The following is a 16,571-nucleotide window of genomic DNA, read 5'->3' as shown; positions in this document are numbered from 1 at the left end:
CTGCACGGCGGGGTCGGCCCCGCTCACGACGTCGACCCGCGCCGGCCGGCACGCGAGGACCTCCTCGCGGAGGACCGCTTCGCGGGCGGCGGGGACGGCGCGGTCGTCGAGCTGCTGCGGGGGGCGCGGGGGGAGCTGTGTGCGGTCGATGCTTTCGACTATAGGTCCGGGCGGAGCCCGCGGGCACTGGACTTTCGGGCAGAACTGGCGGGCCGGGCGCGCCGCGGCCCCGCCCCCTGCGCAGGGGGCGGGGCCGCGGGGTGGTCCTGCTAGTCGGTAATCTCGATGACCTGCAGCGGCAGGTTGGTGCCCGGCCCGCACACCTGCGACTCCGCCGGGCACTCCTGGATGAACCCGGAGAGCACGGCCGGTCCCTCGTCGAAGGCCATGTTGAAGGCCACGGCCTGGTAGTCCAGCTCGACCTCGCCGCCCTCGCAGACCCACTGCTTGAAGTAGCTGCCGTTGGCGATCCGCCCCTCGGAGACCCGCTGGGTCACGTTGAGGGAGACGAAGATGTTCGTTCCCGCCGTGCAGGACACCGTGTAGGTGCCCTCGACGGCAGCCCCCTCGGCGAGCCGCGTGGCGTTGCTGATGTCGTAGATCTCCATCGCCTGCGCCGGCGCGGCGGCGACGAGCCCGACTCCTGCCGCGAAGGCCGCGGCCGTGACTGCCCTGGTGGTTCTTCTCATGGTTCCGTCCCATCCGGTGGAGAAGCGAGGACCGCTTCGCGACTGGTGCCGGCCCGCGGCGCGTTCCCCCGAACACCCCCCGGACCCCGTGTCTGGTGCGACGTCACCAACGTAGGCGCAGGTCAGGGCTCACCGGCCAACATGGGCGAAGATGACGGACACGTTTCGGACACGGTCCCGGCGCCCCGGCGGGCGGGCGCCGGCGCGGCTCAGAACGCGTCCTCGATGGGCACCGGGCGGCCCTGCCGGTCGTAGTAGTAGGCCCCCGCCGTCTCCGGCACCTCGAGGAGGTCCCCCGGGACCGGGACGGAATCGTCGTCCTCCCGGGCGCCCACCGCGAGCACGCCGGCGGACACCAGCAGCAGGAGCCCCACCGTGATCAGCGGCCCCACCGGCACGGCCCGGACGAGGACGGCCAGGACGAGGGTCAGCGCGAGCAGCAGGAGCAGGACGCCCGTGGCCGCCGGCTCGAACACGCGGGCCGGGCGCGGGCTCGCCGGCGGGGCCGGGGAGCCTCCGGGGAACTCCGGCAGCTGGGGCAGCTCGGGAACGGCAGGGGTGGTCACGGCGGGCCTTTCGCGTCCGGCTCTCCCGGAGGCGCGGTCCCGGGGATGAGCGGCTCCGGGAGCGACCTCGACCGGGGTCCTCCGGCCGCTCCCGCGGGAGTTGGTCCCATCCTGGACCTTCCGCACGCCCCGGGGCCTGCCCACTCTTGTGGGGCTGGCGGGCGCTCGGCACCGGCGGATCGGAGGGCCTGGCACCGGCAGAGGGCCCGGCTCCGCGAGACGGGCCGGCCCGGCGGCTCACGGCTCGAGCACCGTCCGGGGGCGCCCGATCCGGGTGCGGACGCCCGGCGAGAACAGCACCGACTCGGGCGGTCCGCCGACATCGAGGCCGGCCGCCGCCACCAGCCCGTCCTCGAGGTGCACCGCCGTGGCGGGGTGCAGCGGCCAGGGCTCGTGCGCGACCGGGACGTGCACCGTCCGGCCGGCGAACCGGCTGTGCAGGCCGAAGCGTGCGGTGAGCTCCAGCGACAGCTCGTCGTCGGCCCGGGCGGCGCGGTCCGGGCGCACGGCGAACGAGGACCGCGTCCGTCCGCGGCGCCGTTCGACGTCGTAGCCGAACGCCGGGTCCGTCCCGTCCGTGACGACGGCCCGGCAGCGCGACCAGACGTAGGGGACGCCGGCGGCACGGGCGCCCAGGACCACCGCGAGCCGCGGGGCGTCGAGGGAGCGGAACACCACCCCGCGGGTGCCGTCCGGCTCGCGCGAGTACAGGCGCACGTTGATCTCCGGGAAGCTCCCCGCCCACGGCAGGGGCAGCGCGGCGCCGAGCCGGACCCGGTGCATGCGGAACCCCACGAGGCCCACCCAGGCGGAGCCGTCGAGCACGTCGGCCCGCACGCCCGGCGGCATGCGCGCCTGCGCCGCGGCCACGGGGATCCGCCAGTGCAGGAAGACGGCGTCCTCCCAGCGCTGGTCCATCAAGCAGGGGCGGGGCAGCTCCGGCGCGGCCGGCCAGGGGCCCTCCGGATCAGCCGTCGTCCTGCTCCTCGTCCTCCTCCTGGCCCTGTTCCGCGGGATGCTCGCCCTCCGTGGGGCCCTCGCCCTCGGGCGTGGAGCCGTCGTCACCGGCGCCGTCGTCCTCGCCGCCCTCGTCGTCGCCGCCCTCGCTGCCACCCGCGGGGGCCTCCTGCTCCGTGCCCTCCCCGCCGCTGGACCCGGACTCGTCGCACCCCGCGAGCCCGAGGGCGGCGAAGGACAGGAACCCGATCGCCAGCATCCTCCGCCACCATGTCTCGTCTGCCGCTGCGGCCATGACCCCTCCTCCGTGGTGCTGCATGGATGCTCAACGGTAAGCACGCTTCCCACTTCCGTACAAGGGACGGCGTCCCGATTGACGGAACATGCTCAGCCGCAACCCCGGTCCGCGCCGGTACCGTCGGAGGCGGGACCGGCGCCGTGCGCCGGGGCGGTCAGCCCGCGTCCCGCTGCCCGGGAAGGAGGCGTGCCGTGCGCAGAAGCTGTCGAGGAACCCGGACCGGCCGCACCGCGGCGCTGGGCTTCGCCCTCGGCCTCCTCCTCGGCGCCTGCGGCGGGACGGCGGACGTGCCGATGGCCGTCCCCACGGCCGAGGACGCTCCCGCGGGGCCGGCGCAGCGCCTGGCGGAGCTCGCCGAGGAGGTGCCCGGGGAGCTCGGGGTCGTGCTGCTCGACCCCGAGGGCGGGGAGGTGGCGGCCCGCAACGCCGACCGCCCGTTCACGAGCGCGAGCCTCTACAAGCTCTTCCTCGCCCACGCGGTCCTCGACGAGGTCGACCGGGGGACCCTCGCCCTCTCCGACACGCTGCCCGAGCTGGGCCTCACGGTCGAGCAGGCCCTCGACGTGATGGTCAGCTGGTCGGACAACGCCTCCGGCGCGGCACTGGGCCGCCGGCTCGGGTGGCAGGAGGTCGAGGCCTTCGCGCACGAGCAGGGCTTCGGGGCCACGACGTTCGACCCCGGCACCGGGTCCGAGGACGTCGTGGCGATGACCACCACCCCCGCCGACGTCGCCGGTCTCCTGGACCGCCTGCGCCGGGGCGAGCTGCTCTCCGGCCCCTCCACCGCGCTGCTCCTGGGCTTCCTCGAGGAGCAGCACCTCGACTACGCCCTGTCCTCGGGCTTCTCCCCGGACGTCGGCTTCGCGCACAAGACCGGCCTGCTGCAGGACGTCTCGCACGACGCCGGGATCCTCGAGCTCGGCGGCCACGACTACGTCGTCGCCGTGCTGACCGACGGGTGGTCCGACTACGAGGAGTCGGCGCCCTGGTTCGGGGAGGCCGGCCGGGAGATCGAGGCGTCCGTGCGCGAGCACGCCGCCGCGGGCCCGCTGCCGGCGGCGGCGCCGTAGCCGGGCACCGGGTCCCTCAGCCCGTCCCGGGCCGCACCGGGACGGTCCGGCCCCGCCAGCGCCGCCGGATCCACCGGTCGTGCGTGGCCAGCACCACGGTGCCTGGGAAGTCCTCCAGGGCCCGCTCGAGCTCCTCGGCCAGGGCCGGCGACAGGTGGTTGGTCGGCTCGTCCAGGAGGAGCAGCGGGGCGGGCTCCGCGACCAGCGCCGCGAGCGCGACCCGCCGGCGCTGCCCGGGGGAGAGCTCCCCGAGGGGGCGGGCGGCGTCGCCGGCGCGCAGCAGGCCCAGCTCCGCCGGCGTCGGGGCGCGGTCCGCGTCGCGCAGCCGGGCGCGGAAGGCCGCCTCGGCCGTGCACGCGAGGTCCGGCCAGGAGTCGTCCTGGGCCAGGCGGCCGACGACGACGGAGCCCTGCCGCTCCACGGTCCCGCCGTCGGGGCGCAGCTCCCCCGCCAGCACGGCGAGCAGCGTCGACTTGCCGCTGCCGTTCGGGCCCTCGACCAGCACCCGGTCCCCGGCGTGCAGCTCGAGGTCGGTCGGCGCCAGGCGCCCCGTGACCGACACCCCCGTCAGCCGGACCAGCGGGGAGCCGGTGCCGGGCGGGGGGTCCGCGTCCCGGGCGAACCCCGCGAAGCGCAGCGGCTGCGGCGGGGCGCCCACCGCGGTGCGCTCGAGCTCGGCCAGCCGGTGCCGGGCCGAGCGCACCCGGCCGCCGACGGTCTTGGCGGCGCGGTCGCTGTAGAACTTCCGGGTGATCCGCCCCTCGGACTTGGGGGCCGTGGTGTGGAAGATCTCCCGGCCGGAGACCTCGGCGATCTCCCGCAGCCGTTCCCGCTCCTGTGCCTGGGCGGCGAAGCGCTCGGCCCAGCGGCGGCGGGCGAGCTCCCGCTGCTCGAGGTAGGAGCTGTAGCCGCCCGTGGTGGCCGCGCCCTGGCGGGGCGGTCCGCCGGCGGACTCGTCGGGCCCCAGGGCGGGGTCGAGGTCGACGAGCCCGGTGGCCACCTCGTCCAGGAACCAGCGGTCGTGGCTGGCCAGGAGCACCGGTCCCCGCCAGCCGGCCAGCTCGCCCGCCAGGAAGTCGACGGCGTCGTCGTCGAGGTGGTTGGTCGGCTCGTCGAGCAGCAGCGCCCCGGGGCGGGCCAGCAGCAGGGCCGCGAGCGCGAGCCGGCGGCGCTGTCCGCCGGAGAGCTCCCCGACCGGGCGGTCCCTCGGCAGGCGGGCCAGGCCGAGCCCGGCGAGGACCGTCTCGACGCGGGCGTCGAGGGTCCACAGCCCGTGGCGCTCGGCGTCCCGGAGGGCGGAGTCGTAGGCGTCGGCCGCCGCGGGGTCGTCGGGCGCCCGGGCGATCGCGGCGGCGGCCCCGGCCAGCCGGTGCTCGAGGGCGCGGACCTCCCCCACGGCCCGCTCGACGACCTCTCCCAGGGCGGTCGCGGCGGGAAGATCGAGCTCCTGGTGGAGCAGCCCGGTGCGCCCGGGCCGGTGCACGGTGCCGGTGGCGGGCACCAGGAGGCCGGCGGCCACGCGCAGCAGGGTGCTCTTGCCGGCGCCGTTCTCCCCGATCAGGCCGATGCGCTCACCGGCGGTGACGGTCAGCGACACGTCGGTGAGGACCCGGCGGCCGGGGTGGCTGACGCCGATGCCGTCCAGGCGCAGGTGGTCGGCGCGGTGCGGGGCGGCGGTCGCCGCCGGAGGGGCGGTGGAGGTCACGGTGCGGTCCTGTCGCTGCGGGGACGAGGCCCGCCGGGCCGGTGCGGCACCGGACGCGCGAAGCCCACCGGGGCTCGGATCGACGGTGCCGGCCGCGGGCGCGGGCCAGGGGCGTCAGGACAGGAACATGGCCACCAAGCTACGCCCGCGCCCGCCCACCGGCAACAGCTCCGGCGTTCCCGCGCGGATCCGGGCCGGACGGCCCCCCGGCGCTCCGCGCGGATCCGGGCCGGCGGCCCGCGGAACCCCGGCACACCCGGGCGGTCCCCGGTGCGCCGGCACCACCCGGGTCACGGCCGCGGGCCGCCCGGCCCGTCCGGGGCCGCGGCCAGCACCTGCTCGGCCCGGGCGACGACGGCGTCCAGGCGACCGGCGTGGGCTCCTCGCCAGTACGCCCGGCCGCAGCCGGTGCAGCGGGAGAACTCCCGGTAGGCCCGCCGGGTGCGCGGCAGCAGCTGGTCGGCGACGTCCTCCGCGCTCGCCGCGGCGAGCGGGGCGCCGCAGCGCAGGCACCGGGTCCACGGCGCCAGGGGCGGGGCGAAGCGCTCCAGGACGTCGGCCAGCTGGGCGTCGGCGTCCCCGCCGCGCACGAGGGCGCCCTCGGGCAGGGCGCCGCGGTGGAGCAGGCCCCGGTCCTCGGTCAGCAGCACCCGTTCCTCCCGGGCGGCCCGCGCCACGAGGTGGGCGTCCTCGGCGTCGGGCTCCCACGCGGCGTCGAGCCCGAGCAGGCGGAGCCGGCGGGCGAGGGGGCGCAGGTGGACGTCCAGCAGGAAGCGGGGCGGCGTGTGCCGGGTGGGCTGGGGCCGGCGGCGGGGGCGGACCTCCAGCACGGGGTCCGTGCCGGGCCGTGCTGCGGCGGTGGGACGCGCCTCCGGTCCCACGGGACGCCCGTCGAGGCGCAGCGGGCCGACCTCGGTCGGCGGGATGCCGACCATGCGCACCACGTGGCCGACCGTGTCCGTGCCGGGCACGTCCACGGCGAAGCGCGGGCTCCGGCGTCGCGGCGACAGCAGGAACCACAGGGCGGGGTCGACCTCCAGGACCAGGTGCGGCACTCTCCCAGGATGCCGCACTCCCCGGCCCCCGTCACCGGTCGCGCTCCCGGGACGGCCCCGGGTCCCGGCGGTGACCGAGCGCGGCGGACGCCCCGCGCTGTCGCCACGAACCGGCGCTCCGGGGCTGGACCGGGATGCTGGACCGGAGTGCCGTGCCGGGGTGCTGGGCCGGGGGGCCGGCTGTCGACTCAGTCCGCGCACGGGCGTAGCCTGCGGAGCATGGACTCCCAGGTGCGCCGGTCGGTGTTCACCACCCGCGACCCGGCGGAGGGCATCGCGGTGCTCGACGAGGTCTTCGCCATCCGGGGCGTGCGCAGGTCGCCGGAGGGCGCGTTCGACATGCGGCTGGCCGCGACCGGCATCGGGCCGGTGGCCTACGAGCGCGTGCGGCTCAAGGGCTCCTGGTGCGCCGGCAGGACGGACGGCGCCGACGTGCTGCGGGTGTGCCACGTGACGGCGGGCGCGCTGAGCGCCACCAGCGCCGGCGACCGCTTCCCGCGCACCGGGCCCTTCCTGTTCCCCCAGCGCACCTTCAGCAGCTGGTGGGACGAGCTCGAGGCGATCACCGTGTCCCTCGACCCTGCGGCGGTGGAGGAGCACGCGCGGCAGCTGCTGGGGGACGAGACCTTCCGGCTGGCGTTCGCGGGGATCCGCCCGGTCTCGCCCGCCATGACCCGGTACTGGCTGGGGACGCTCTCCCACCTGACCCGCGACCTGCTGCCCGACGAGCGGGCGATGAGCAGCCCGCTGCTGCGTTCCGAGGTCGCCCGCTCCCTCACCACCGCCCTGCTGCACACCTTCCCCGGCTCCTTCCTGACCCGCGGCGAGGCACCGGCCGGGCAGTCCCGCCCGGCCCCGGCCGGGGTGCGGCGGGCGGTCGCCTTCATCGAGGAGCACGTGGGCGCCGACATCGGCCCGGCCGAGATCGCGGCGGCCGCCAGGATGAGCGTGCGCGGGCTCCAGGCGGCCTTCCGCCGGGAACTGGACACCACTCCCACCGCCTATCTGCGCGGCGCCCGGCTCGACGCCGTCCACCACGAGCTGCTGGCCGCCGATCCCGTCGCCGGCGCGACCGTGGAGGCGGCCGCCGCGCGCTGGGGCTTCAGCCACCGCGGACGCTTCGCCGCGGCCTACCGGCAGCGGTACGGCCAGGCCCCGGCCACCACCCTGCGGAGCTGATCCCCGATGCGCGCGGAACCGGGGACGCCGATGCACCTGCACGCGGCGACCACCGACCCCGAGGTGGCCAACGAGGCGCTGCAGCAGATCTACACGGGTGCGCGCATGGGCAGGGTCGCCGAGGGGACGCCGTTCCTGTACCGCCAGGAGGTGCGGGGGGACGCCGACCTCAGTCTGGGGCAGCTCACCTTCAGCGGCAGCATCGCCGGGCGGATGGTGCTCGACGAGGTCTTCTCAGTCCTTCTGCCGCGCGCCGGCGGCGTCGACTGGACGATCGACGGCCGGTCGGGCACCGGGCTGGGGGTGTTCCTGGTCCAGCCCGGTCAGGAGTACTACGGCGAGGTGGACCGGCTGCTGGTCGACTCGGCCACCATCGGACTGGCCACGCTGCAGGAGACGGCCCGGTCGGTCTACGGGGACGAGGCGCTCGAGCCGGCCTTCCACGACCCGCGCCCGCGCTCCCCCGCCCAGGAGAGGTACTGGAGGAACACCTTCGCGTTCGCGCAGCAGGCCCTGGCCGACCCCGAGATCGCCGAGCTCCCGCTGCTGCGCGCTGATCTGCGGCGGCGGATCGCGGTGGCCACCCTGGAGGCGTTCCCCCTCGCCGAGGAGCCCGGGCCCCGGCGGACCTCTCCCGCCGGACAGCACGCGGCCTACCGGCGCGCCGTGGAGTACCTGCACGCCGCTGCGCCGTCGCCGATCACGGTCGAGGACGTCGCCCGGCACGCGGGGCTCAGCACCGTGGAGCTCACCCGGGCCTTCCGCTCCCACGCGGGGACCACCCCGGGGGCGTACCTCCGCGAGCTGCGGCTGGTCGCCGCCCACGACGACCTGCTCCGGGCGGACCCCGCCCGGGGCGACACGGTGCGCGGCATCGCCCGGCGGTGGGGCATGATCCACCCCGGTGACTTCGCGCGCCGCCACCGGCAGGCCTACGGCGAGAACCCGGCCGTCACGCTGCGCCGCTAGGCGGTCCCCCGGACGGCGCCGGCGCGCGGGCAGGGCGAGGGGCGCCGCCGCGGTCCGGTCGGCGCCCCTCGTGCACGGTCCGCGGGACGGTCAGTTCTGCCCGGCGGAGTCGCGGATGTCCTGGTAGAGCTCGAGCTGCTGGCCCTCGAGGTTGTTCAGGAAGTAGTCCTGGGCCCTGCTCCGGAAGGCCTCGACGTCGACGTCCTCGATGACCTCCGGGGTGCCGGCGGCCTCCCACTCGTCGAGGACCTCCTGCTCCTCGGTCTGGGCGCACTCGAGGTTGTCGGCGCGGGCGTCCCGCACGGCCTCGGTCAGCGCGGTCTGCTGCTCCTCGGAGAGCCCGCTCCAGGCGTCCGCGTTCATCACCACGAGCTGCGAGCCCACCGAGTGGCGGTTCAGGCTGACGTAGTCCTGGACCTCGTCGAAGCTGTTCTGCGCCGTGAGCTGCACCGGGTTCTCCTGGCCGTCCACGGTGCCCTGCTGCAGGGCCAGGTAGATCTCCTCGAAGGCCACCGCGACCGGCTCCGCGCCGAGGGCCTCGGCGTTCTGCAGGTGCACCGGGGAGTCGGGGAAGCGGATGCGCAGGTTGTCGAGGTCCTCGGGCGTGCGGATGGGCGAGTTCGCGGAGAAGGTCCGGTCGCCGTAGTACCAGACGTCCAGGATCTTCGCCCCGGTCTCGGCCTCGAAGTCCTCCTTCATCTGCTGCGCGGCCTCGGACTCGTCGAACCAGGAGAAGAGGTGGTCGACGTCGTCGAAGGCGTAGGCCATGTCCATCACGCCGATGGGCTCGTAGGTCGCGGCCAGCCCGGAGGAGCCCTGCAGGTCCAGGGCGATGTCGCCGGACATCACGGAGGTGAACCGGTCGGTGTCCCCGCCGAGCTGGCTCGAGGGGAAGATCTCCAGCTCGAGGTCGTCGTCGGCGACGGCCTCCTGCACGAGCACGGCCCCGCAGCGGTTGTGCGGGTGGTCCTCGGGGTAGCTGTTGGCGAAGCTCAGGGACTGGCCTCCGCCCTCGCCTCCCCCGCTCCCGGAGCCCCCGCCGGCGCAGGCGGTGAGCAGGCCGAGGGCCAGGGGCAGGCTGACGGCGGCGGCCAGACGCTGGCGGGTGGTGGATCGCATGGTGTTCTCCTGTGGATCGGTGACGTGGTTCGGTGACGCGCGTCGGTGCTGTGGGTCGGGGACGTGGACGGTGGCGCGGGACGGGCTACAGGCCGAGCAGGGCCGGCAGGCCGGTGACGACCGGCGGGAAGAAGGTGATGATCAGCTGGACGACGACCAGGGGGACCAGGAAGACGGCGATGCCCCGGAAGACCTCGTCGACGCTGCGGCGGGTCACGGAGCTCATCACATAGAGGACGCTGCCCACAGGCGGGGTCAGGAGCCCGATCATGAGGTTGACGATGATGATCACTCCGAGGTGGATCGGGTCGATCCCGAACTGGGTGGCGATGGGCATGATCACCGGGACGGTGATCATGATGACCGCGGTGGCATCGATGACCATCCCCAGCAGGATCAGCAGCACGTTGATCAGGAGCAGGAACACGATCGGGTTGTCGGTGAAGGAGATGACGAACTCGGCGACCTCCTGGGGCACCCGCTCGCGGGCCAGGATCCAGCCCAGCAGGGAGGCCGAGGCCAGGATGAGAGTGATCGACGCCGTGATCGTGGTGGCCTCACGGACCGCTTCCACGAGGGAGCGCAGGTTCAGGGTGCGGTAGACGAGGCCCAGGACCACCATGTAGGCCACCCCGACCGCGGCGGCCTCGGTGGGCGTGAACAGGCCGAGCAGGATGCCGCCGAGGATGATCACGGGGGCGCCGAGCGGACCGATCACCCGCAGGGTCGCGGTGCCCAGCGCCGACCAGTGGAACGGGATGGTCTCCAGCGCGGTGTTGCGGCGGGTCAGCAGGAAGACCGTGATGGCGAGCCCCAGGGCGATGAGGAAGGCCGGGAGCACGGCGCCCGCGAACAGGGCGCCGGTGGACAGCGCGGCCACGGAGGCGTAGATGACGGCCGGGATGGACGGGGGCATCACCGGGGCGATCAGGGCCGACGCGGCGGTCAGCCCGGAGGCGAACCGGAAGGTGTAGCCGGACTTCATCATGGCCGGCACCTGGATCTTGCCCAGGGCCGCGGCATCGGCCAGCGCGGAGCCGCTCATCCAGGAGAAGCCCAGGCTGGTGACGATGTTGACGTAGCCGAGGTTGCCGCGGACCCGGCCCAGCAGCGCCAGGGCGAAGTCGAAGATGCGGTCGGCGATGCCGGCGCGGTTGGCGATGGAGCCGAGCAGGATGAACAGGGGCACGGCCAGCAGCGGGAAGGACGCGACGCCGTTGAAGGCCTGGCGGAAGCCGAGGCCCGCGGAGTTCCCCTCCAGGAGCATGTACAGGACGCTGGGGCCCAGGAAGGCCAGGCCCACGGGCGTGCGCAGGCCGATGAGGACGACGACGAGGACGGCGAGGATCCAGATGCTCATGCTCACGCTCCTTCCGCGAGGAGCGGATCGGGGTCGGCGGCGATCGCCCGCGGCACGAAGATCGCCACGGCCGAGCGCACGGTCAGGGTGAGGATCCCGAGCAGGGGCAGCAGGTAGATCCACAGCATGGGGATGCCCAGCGCCGGGGTCGACTGGGAGACGGAGTCCGTGAGCAGGAACCACACCTCGTTGAGCAGCAGCAGGGAGGCCAGCAGGACGAGGACGTGCGTCAGCACGTGCAGCGCCTTCGCGGTCCGCCCGGAGGTGTACCGGTCGATCACGAGCACCGTGATGTGCAGGCCGTGGCCGTAGAGGTAGCCGGCCATCAGGAACGTCAGCCCGGCCAGGGCGTAGCGGGAGAGCTCCCCCGCGCCCACCCACGTCCCGGTGGGCAGATAGCGCTGCACGGCCTGCATCAGGACGAAGACGAAGATGACCAGGATCAGGACCCCGCCGACCACCTGCTCCACGTAGCCCAGCCAGCGGAGGACGCCGACCTCCCGGGCGGGCGGCGGGTCGGCCGGCGCTGCCGGCTCACGGATCGACGACATGGTCATCCACTCCTGTTCTCGGGACGGGCGGCTGCTCGGAACGGGCGGCGGCCGGGCGGGCCGCCGGTGGGTCGGTGGGCACGCGGACGGGCAGCCCGGTCCGGGCGCTCTGCGCCACGGCGTGGACCACGCGCAGCGACTGCAGGCCCTCGCGGGCCGGGACGCGCGGCGCCGCCTCCCCGCGGAGGACGTGCTCGAAGTGCTCCAGCTGCAGGTCGAGCGGGTCCTCGCGGGGCGCCGCCACGGTGGTCACGGTGGCGGGCTCCGTCCACGAGGCCGCGCCCGGGTGGGTCCGCAGCCGCAGGGTCGGCACGGACAGCGACCCGCGGGTGCCGGCCACGTGGTAGCAGTCCTCGTGCTCGTCGGTCTCGTAGCCGGGGTTCTCCCGGGAGGTCTGTTCCCAGGACCGGGCGGAGGCGGCGGCGTCGGAGACGATGAACGTGCCCAGCGCGCCGTTCGCGAAGCCCAGGGTGAGCGCCGCGGTGTCCTCGACCGCGAGGCCGCGGGCGGCGCTGCCGACCACGGCCTGCACCCGGACGATCTCCCCGCACAGGGCGCGGAGGGCGTCCACGTCGTGGACGAGGTTGATGAGGATCGGTCCTCCCCCGGGCCCGGTGCGCCAGGGCGCGCTCTCGAAGTAGTCGTCGGGCTTGCGGAAGAGCGCCGAGCCCATGACCGCCACCGGGTCCCCGATCGCCCCGGACGCGATCACCTCGGCGGCGCGGGCCAGCAGCGGGGAGTACCGCCGGTGGTGACCGACCAGCACGGGCACCCCGCACGCCTCGGCGGCCGTGACGATCTCCTCGGCCGCCTCCAGGGTGTCGGCGATCGGCTTCTCCACGAGCACCGGCACCCCGGCCGCGACGGCGGCCAGCGCCCCCTCGCGGTGGGCGGCGTTCGGGGTGGCCAGGACCACGCCGTCCACGTCCCCCAGGGCCTGCCCGAGATCGGCCACCAGGGCGGTGTCCGGTCCCGTGGGCACGCCGGCGGGCTCGGCGTACGGGTCGACGACGTAGCGCAGCTGCAGGTGCGGGCGGCCCAGGACGCGCCGGGCGTGCTGGCGTCCGATGAGGCCCGCTCCCACGACGGCGATGCGCAGTGTCCGCTTCATGTCTCGACTTCCGAATGTTGGCAACTGTTGCTGTTATTTGAATTATGAGCATGATGTACCTCACAGACCGTGTCAAGGAAGGTGTCATCATGACGACCGAGGCCTCCGGAACCGTGGGCAAGGCCCTGGGCCTGCTGACCCTGCTCGGGGAGCACCCGCACGGCGCCACCGCCGCGCAGATCGCCGAGCAGGCGCAGTACCCGTTCAGCACCGTCTACCGGTTGCTGAACACCCTGGTCAGCACGGACTTCGCGACCTACGACCCGCAGGACAAGCGCTACCGGCTGGGCCTGCGCGTCTACCAGCTGGGACAGAAGGTCGCCAGCACCCGCGGCTTCGAGGGCGCCGCGGCACCGATCCTCCAGCACCTCACCGCGGTCACGGGGGAGAGCTCGATCCTCGGCGTGCTCGACGGGCCGCACTTCCTCACGGTGCGCAAGGTGGACGGCCCCCAGTTCCGCACCACCACCGACCCCGGGGACCACGGGTCCCTGCACACCAGCGCCATCGGCAAGGCGCTGCTGGCCTTCAGCGACCCGGGCACCCGCGAGCGCCTGCTGGAGACGATCGAGCTCGTCCCGCGCACCGGGCACTCGCTCACCGACCGCGCGGAGCTCCGGCGCCAGGTCGAGCGGATCCGCGTCCAGGGCTGGGCGGGCCAGCAGGAGGAGAACGACGTGGGCATGGCCGCCGTGGCCGTGCCGGTCCTGTCCCCGTCGCACCGGCTGATCGCCGCCGTCGCCCTGGCGGCCCCGCTCTTCCGCACCGACCTCGAGGGCCTGCGGACGTACCTGCCGCAGCTGCAGCAGGCCGCCACGGAACTCGCCCTGGAGCTCCCGCTCCGGCCGTGACGGCACCCGTCCGGCACCGGGGCGGCTCCGGTCCGGCGGGATCCGCAGGTCCGGCCCGCGGCTACAGCAGCGGCCAGGGGATCCGGCGGCCGGTGGCGTCCACCGGCAGGACCGCCTCGTCGAGCAGCCGGCGCACCCGCTGCCGCAGCGCGGCCACCTCCGTGGCGTCGAGGAGCTCGGCGAGCTCGGCGGGGACGTCGTCGGCCAGCGGGGCGATGTCGCGGAGCAGCTCCTCGGGGACGGGTTCGCCGGAGAAGTCCCAGACGACGGTCCGCAGCTTGAACGCGGCCGCGAAGCACAGTCCGTGGTCGATCCCCCAGATCCGGCCGTCGGCCCCCCGCAGCACGTGGCCGCCCTTGCGGTCGGCGTTGTTGGCCACGAGGTCGAACAGGGCGATCCGGCGCAGGGCGTCGTGGGTGTCCGGGGCGGCGTCGTAGAGGGTGAAGTAGTGCTGCCGGGGGTCGTGCTCCACGAAGCGCTGCAGGGACCCCGCGCCGAACGGGCCGTCCTGCCGCAGCACGGTGGGCGGGACGATGCCCCAGCCCAGGAACTCGCTCAGCACGTACGCGGCGCGCTCCCGCCGGTGCAGGCCGGGACGGAAGTCGATCAGCGGTCGCTCGCCCTCGAGCGGCTTGTAGATCCCCCAGGCCGTCTGCTCCTCGAGCGTGACCTCGACGAGCAGCGCGGAGTTGCTGCTCTCCCGGATCATGCCGAGGAGCTCGATCCGGCCCTCCGTCAGGAGCACGAGCTCGCCCATCAGCGTCCGCTCACGACACCCGCAGGCCGGCCAGCGGCTCGTCGGTGGAGTTCACCGTGAGCACGGCCGGCGCCTGTCCCGGCGCGTACGAGACCGCCGAGACCGAGCACGGGCTGACCACGATGCGCTGGAAGAGGTCCAGGTGCGTGCCCAGGGCGTGGGCGAGCGCCGCCTTGATGGGATCGGCGTGCGAGAAGCAGACCACCACCCCGCCCTCGTGGGCCGCGCGCACCCGGTCCACGGCGCCGACCGTCCGCGCCTGCATCTCGGGGAAGCTCTCCCCGCCGGGGAACCGGAAGGTCGAGGGCGCCCGCTGGACGGTCGACCAGGCCTTGAGCCGGGAGAGGCGGGAGAGCTCCTCGCCCGTCCACTCCCCGAAGTCGCACTCGAGCAGGCCCGGCTCCACGACCGCCTCCCGGCCGGTCCGGGCCTCGGTCGGCGCCGCGGTCTCGCGGGTGCGCTCGAGCGGGGAGGTGTAGACCGCGTCGACGCGGATCCCCGCGAGCCGTTCCGCCACCCGGTCCGCCTGCGCCCGGCCGCGCTCGGACAGGTGCAGGCCGGGGGCCCGCCCCGGCAGGACCTTGCCCGTGGTGGGGGTCTCCCCGTGCCGCACGAGCAGGACGAGGGTGCTCCGTGGTGCCTTGCGAGTGCCCATGATGCACCAGCGTACTGGCGGGACCCCCGCGGCCACAGGGGCCGCGGCCCGGCACCGCCGCGGGCCGCGGCCGGGCACCGCCGTCGGGCGCTGCCGTCGGGCGCCGGAGAGCGCCGCCGTGAGCGGTGGGACGCACCGCTGCCGACGACACCGGACCCCGCGCACGGGCGCCCCCTTGACGCCGGGGTTAAGTTGGCGCTGTGACCGATCACCCGGACATCCGCACGCTCGGCGAGCTCCGCGCCGCCGGCGTCGCCCACAGGACCCTGCGCGAGGAGATCCGCGAGAACCTCCTGCGCACGCTGGCCGAGGGCGGTGACCCCTGGCCGGGCCTGCACGGGCTCGGTCGCACGGTGCTGCCCCAGCTGGAGCGGGCCCTGCTCGCCGGCCACGACGTGGTGCTGCTGGGCGAGCGCGGCCAGGGCAAGACCCGCCTGCTGCGCACCCTCGCCGGCCTGCTCGACGAATGGTCCCCCGCGATCGAGGGCTCGGAGCTCAACGAGCACCCCCTGGAGCCCCTGACCGAGGCGTCCCGGCGCCGGATCCTGCTCGAGGGGGACGAGCTGCCCGTGGTCTGGCGGCACCGCTCGGAGCGCTACGTGGAGAAGCTCGCCACCCCGGACACGTCCGTGGCCGACCTCATCGGGGACGTCGACCCGATGCGCGTCGCCGAGGGGCGGCGGCTCGGGGACCCGGAGACCATCCACTACGGGCTCGTGCCGCGCTCGCACCGCGGCATCGTGGCGATCAACGAGCTGCCCGACCTCGCCGAGCGCATCCAGGTGGCCATGCTCAACGTGATGGAGGAGCGGGACATCCAGATCCGCGGCTACGTCCTGCGGCTGCCGCTGGACGTGCTCGTGGTGGCCACGGCCAACCCCGAGGACTACACGAACCGCGGCCGGATCATCACGCCGCTCAAGGACCGGTTCGGGGCCGAGATCCGCACCCACTACCCGCTCGAGCTCGAGGACGAGATCGCCGTGATCCGCCAGGAGGCCGAGCTGATCGCCGAGGTCCCGGACACGATCCTCGAGACCCTGGCCCGGTTCACCCGCCTGCTGCGGGACTCCTCCGCGGTGGACCAGCGCTCGGGGGTGTCGGCACGGTTCGCCATCGCGGGCGCCGAGACGGTCGCGGCGGCGGCGCTGCGGCGCGCCACGATCCGCGGCGAGGAGGAGGCCGTGGCGCGGATGGTGGACATGGAGACGGCCACCGACGTCCTGGCCGGCAAGATCGAGTTCGAGTCCGGCGAGGAGGGCCGCGAGCGCGCGATCCTCGACCACCTGCTCCGCCGGGCGACCGCCGAGACCGTCCGGGGCCGCTTCCGCGGTCTCGACCTCGGACCGGTCGTGGAGGCCTTCGACGGCCGCACCACGGTGTCCACCGGCGACGACGTCTCGGCCCGGGACTTCCTCGCCGGACTCCCCGGGCTGGCGCCGGACGACGACGGGGCCGGGACCGCCTACGACGAGATCGCCGCGCGCCTCGGCGCGAGCACGCCGGGACAGCGCGCCAGCGCGATCGAGCTCGCGCTGGAGGGCCTCTACCTGGCGCAGAAGATCTCCAAGGACGCCGACGAGGGCGGCACCGTCTACGGCTGAGGCGCCCCGCCCGGGGAGGACCGCGCGGCACCGACCGCGCGTCCACGGCACGGAGATCCGGAAGAGACACGGCAC

The 16,571-nt window shown here is 75.0% G+C and carries 17 protein-coding genes; 5 read left to right on the top strand and 12 right to left on the bottom strand.

Annotated elements, in window-relative coordinates; translation table 11 throughout:
• Positions 1 to 269: 269 nt before the first annotated feature.
• From RCG67_RS01375 to RCG67_RS01360, 4 genes are all read right to left on the bottom strand, one after another.
• Complete coding sequence (locus RCG67_RS01375) at positions 270 to 689, bottom strand: hypothetical protein (protein WP_368824495.1); 420 nt, start codon at positions 687 to 689, stop codon at positions 270 to 272.
• Positions 690 to 898: 209 nt separating this feature from the next.
• Entirely contained in the window at positions 899 to 1,255 is a 357-nt protein-coding gene (locus RCG67_RS01370) for a hypothetical protein (protein WP_368824494.1), read from the bottom strand.
• Between the two features lie 237 nt (positions 1,256 to 1,492).
• Entirely contained in the window at positions 1,493 to 2,173 is a 681-nt protein-coding gene (locus RCG67_RS01365) for a YqjF family protein (RefSeq protein ID WP_368824493.1), read from the bottom strand.
• Positions 2,174 to 2,222: 49 nt separating this feature from the next.
• Positions 2,223 to 2,507 carry a hypothetical protein gene (locus tag RCG67_RS01360; protein ID WP_368824492.1) on the bottom strand — a complete coding sequence of 95 codons (285 nt, stop codon included), beginning with the start codon at positions 2,505 to 2,507 and terminating at the stop codon, positions 2,223 to 2,225.
• A gap of 194 nt (positions 2,508 to 2,701) precedes the next feature.
• On the opposite strand from RCG67_RS01360, the gene RCG67_RS01355 reads away from it, so the two are divergent.
• Positions 2,702 to 3,580: a serine hydrolase gene (locus tag RCG67_RS01355; protein WP_368824491.1), complete on the top strand. Its 879-nt coding sequence runs from the start codon at positions 2,702 to 2,704 to the stop codon at positions 3,578 to 3,580.
• 16 nt (positions 3,581 to 3,596) lie between these two features.
• Here the strand turns inward: RCG67_RS01355 and RCG67_RS01350 are convergent, their stop codons facing one another.
• Together RCG67_RS01350 and RCG67_RS01345 are read right to left on the bottom strand one after the other, a co-directional pair.
• Positions 3,597 to 5,285, bottom strand: coding sequence for an ABC-F family ATP-binding cassette domain-containing protein (locus RCG67_RS01350; RefSeq protein WP_368824490.1), 1,689 nt, complete (start codon positions 5,283 to 5,285; stop codon positions 3,597 to 3,599).
• A 290-nt stretch (positions 5,286 to 5,575) separates the two neighbouring features.
• Positions 5,576 to 6,340, bottom strand: a complete 765-nt coding sequence (locus tag RCG67_RS01345; RefSeq protein ID WP_368824489.1) for a Mut7-C RNAse domain-containing protein — start codon at positions 6,338 to 6,340, stop codon at positions 5,576 to 5,578.
• 219 nt (positions 6,341 to 6,559) lie between these two features.
• Between RCG67_RS01345 and RCG67_RS01340 the strand changes: the two genes are divergently transcribed.
• On the top strand, positions 6,560 to 7,519 hold the full coding sequence (locus RCG67_RS01340) for an AraC family transcriptional regulator (protein ID WP_368824488.1): 960 nt from the start codon (positions 6,560 to 6,562) through the stop codon (positions 7,517 to 7,519).
• A gap of 6 nt (positions 7,520 to 7,525) precedes the next feature.
• The gene (locus tag RCG67_RS01335) at positions 7,526 to 8,488 is read left to right on the top strand and encodes a helix-turn-helix transcriptional regulator (protein ID WP_368824487.1); all 963 of its coding nucleotides are present in this window, start codon (positions 7,526 to 7,528) and stop codon (positions 8,486 to 8,488) included.
• A 90-nt stretch (positions 8,489 to 8,578) separates the two neighbouring features.
• Here RCG67_RS01335 and RCG67_RS01330 read toward each other — a convergent pair whose 3' ends face one another.
• The 4 genes from RCG67_RS01330 to RCG67_RS01315 form a co-directional block, all read right to left on the bottom strand.
• A complete protein-coding gene (locus RCG67_RS01330) occupies positions 8,579 to 9,607 on the bottom strand; it encodes a DctP family TRAP transporter solute-binding subunit (RefSeq protein WP_368824486.1) in 1,029 nt (342 codons plus the stop codon).
• An 85-nt stretch (positions 9,608 to 9,692) separates the two neighbouring features.
• Positions 9,693 to 10,967: a TRAP transporter large permease gene (locus tag RCG67_RS01325; RefSeq protein WP_368824485.1), complete on the bottom strand. Its 1,275-nt coding sequence runs from the start codon at positions 10,965 to 10,967 to the stop codon at positions 9,693 to 9,695.
• 2 nt (positions 10,968 to 10,969) lie between these two features.
• Positions 10,970 to 11,524, bottom strand: coding sequence for a TRAP transporter small permease (locus RCG67_RS01320; protein WP_368824484.1), 555 nt, complete (start codon positions 11,522 to 11,524; stop codon positions 10,970 to 10,972).
• Positions 11,502 to 12,629, bottom strand: coding sequence for a Gfo/Idh/MocA family protein (locus RCG67_RS01315; RefSeq protein WP_368824483.1), 1,128 nt, complete (start codon positions 12,627 to 12,629; stop codon positions 11,502 to 11,504). Before RCG67_RS01315 ends, RCG67_RS01320 begins: the two co-directional genes overlap by 23 nt.
• Before the next feature lie 50 nt (positions 12,630 to 12,679).
• On the opposite strand from RCG67_RS01315, the gene RCG67_RS01310 reads away from it, so the two are divergent.
• The gene (locus tag RCG67_RS01310) at positions 12,680 to 13,480 is read left to right on the top strand and encodes an IclR family transcriptional regulator (RefSeq protein ID WP_368824482.1); all 801 of its coding nucleotides are present in this window, start codon (positions 12,680 to 12,682) and stop codon (positions 13,478 to 13,480) included.
• A 61-nt stretch (positions 13,481 to 13,541) separates the two neighbouring features.
• Here RCG67_RS01310 and RCG67_RS01305 read toward each other — a convergent pair whose 3' ends face one another.
• Positions 13,542 to 14,237: an SCO1664 family protein gene (locus RCG67_RS01305; RefSeq protein WP_368824481.1), complete on the bottom strand. Its 696-nt coding sequence runs from the start codon at positions 14,235 to 14,237 to the stop codon at positions 13,542 to 13,544.
• 10 nt (positions 14,238 to 14,247) lie between these two features.
• Positions 14,248 to 14,892 (bottom strand): MSMEG_4193 family putative phosphomutase, encoded by a 645-nt coding sequence (locus RCG67_RS01300; protein WP_368824480.1) that lies wholly within the window; start codon positions 14,890 to 14,892, stop codon positions 14,248 to 14,250.
• Positions 14,893 to 15,092: 200 nt separating this feature from the next.
• On the opposite strand from RCG67_RS01300, the gene RCG67_RS01295 reads away from it, so the two are divergent.
• Complete coding sequence (locus RCG67_RS01295; protein WP_368824479.1) at positions 15,093 to 16,496, top strand: magnesium chelatase ATPase subunit I; 1,404 nt, start codon at positions 15,093 to 15,095, stop codon at positions 16,494 to 16,496.
• Positions 16,497 to 16,571: the final 75 nt, after the last annotated feature.

It is taken from the genome of Kocuria cellulosilytica (genome assembly GCF_040981245.1).
GTDB classification, from domain to species: Bacteria; Actinomycetota; Actinomycetes; order Actinomycetales; family Micrococcaceae; genus Kocuria; species Kocuria cellulosilytica.
The sequence above is the reverse complement of the archived record's forward strand: the minus strand, read 5'-3'. Positions and strand labels throughout refer to the sequence as shown.

Excerpts from the sequence above, each read along its gene's own strand:
- RCG67_RS01375 (WP_368824495.1), bottom strand. The coding sequence starts at position 689 with ATGAGAAGAACCACCAGGGCAGTCACGGCCGCGGCCTTCGCGGCAGGA.
- RCG67_RS01365 (WP_368824493.1), bottom strand. The coding sequence starts at position 2,173 with ATGGACCAGCGCTGGGAGGACGCCGTCTTCCTGCACTGGCGGATCCCC.
- RCG67_RS01360 (WP_368824492.1), bottom strand. The coding sequence starts at position 2,507 with ATGGCCGCAGCGGCAGACGAGACATGGTGGCGGAGGATGCTGGCGATC.
- RCG67_RS01340 (WP_368824488.1), top strand. The coding sequence starts at position 6,560 with ATGGACTCCCAGGTGCGCCGGTCGGTGTTCACCACCCGCGACCCGGCG.
- RCG67_RS01335 (WP_368824487.1), top strand. The coding sequence starts at position 7,526 with ATGCGCGCGGAACCGGGGACGCCGATGCACCTGCACGCGGCGACCACC.
- RCG67_RS01330 (WP_368824486.1), bottom strand. The coding sequence starts at position 9,607 with ATGCGATCCACCACCCGCCAGCGTCTGGCCGCCGCCGTCAGCCTGCCC.
- RCG67_RS01325 (WP_368824485.1), bottom strand. The coding sequence starts at position 10,967 with ATGAGCATCTGGATCCTCGCCGTCCTCGTCGTCGTCCTCATCGGCCTG.
- RCG67_RS01320 (WP_368824484.1), bottom strand. The coding sequence starts at position 11,524 with ATGACCATGTCGTCGATCCGTGAGCCGGCAGCGCCGGCCGACCCGCCG.
- RCG67_RS01315 (WP_368824483.1), bottom strand. The coding sequence starts at position 12,629 with ATGAAGCGGACACTGCGCATCGCCGTCGTGGGAGCGGGCCTCATCGGA.
- RCG67_RS01310 (WP_368824482.1), top strand. The coding sequence starts at position 12,680 with ATGATGTACCTCACAGACCGTGTCAAGGAAGGTGTCATCATGACGACC.
- RCG67_RS01305 (WP_368824481.1), bottom strand. The coding sequence starts at position 14,237 with ATGGGCGAGCTCGTGCTCCTGACGGAGGGCCGGATCGAGCTCCTCGGC.
- RCG67_RS01300 (WP_368824480.1), bottom strand. The coding sequence starts at position 14,892 with ATGGGCACTCGCAAGGCACCACGGAGCACCCTCGTCCTGCTCGTGCGG.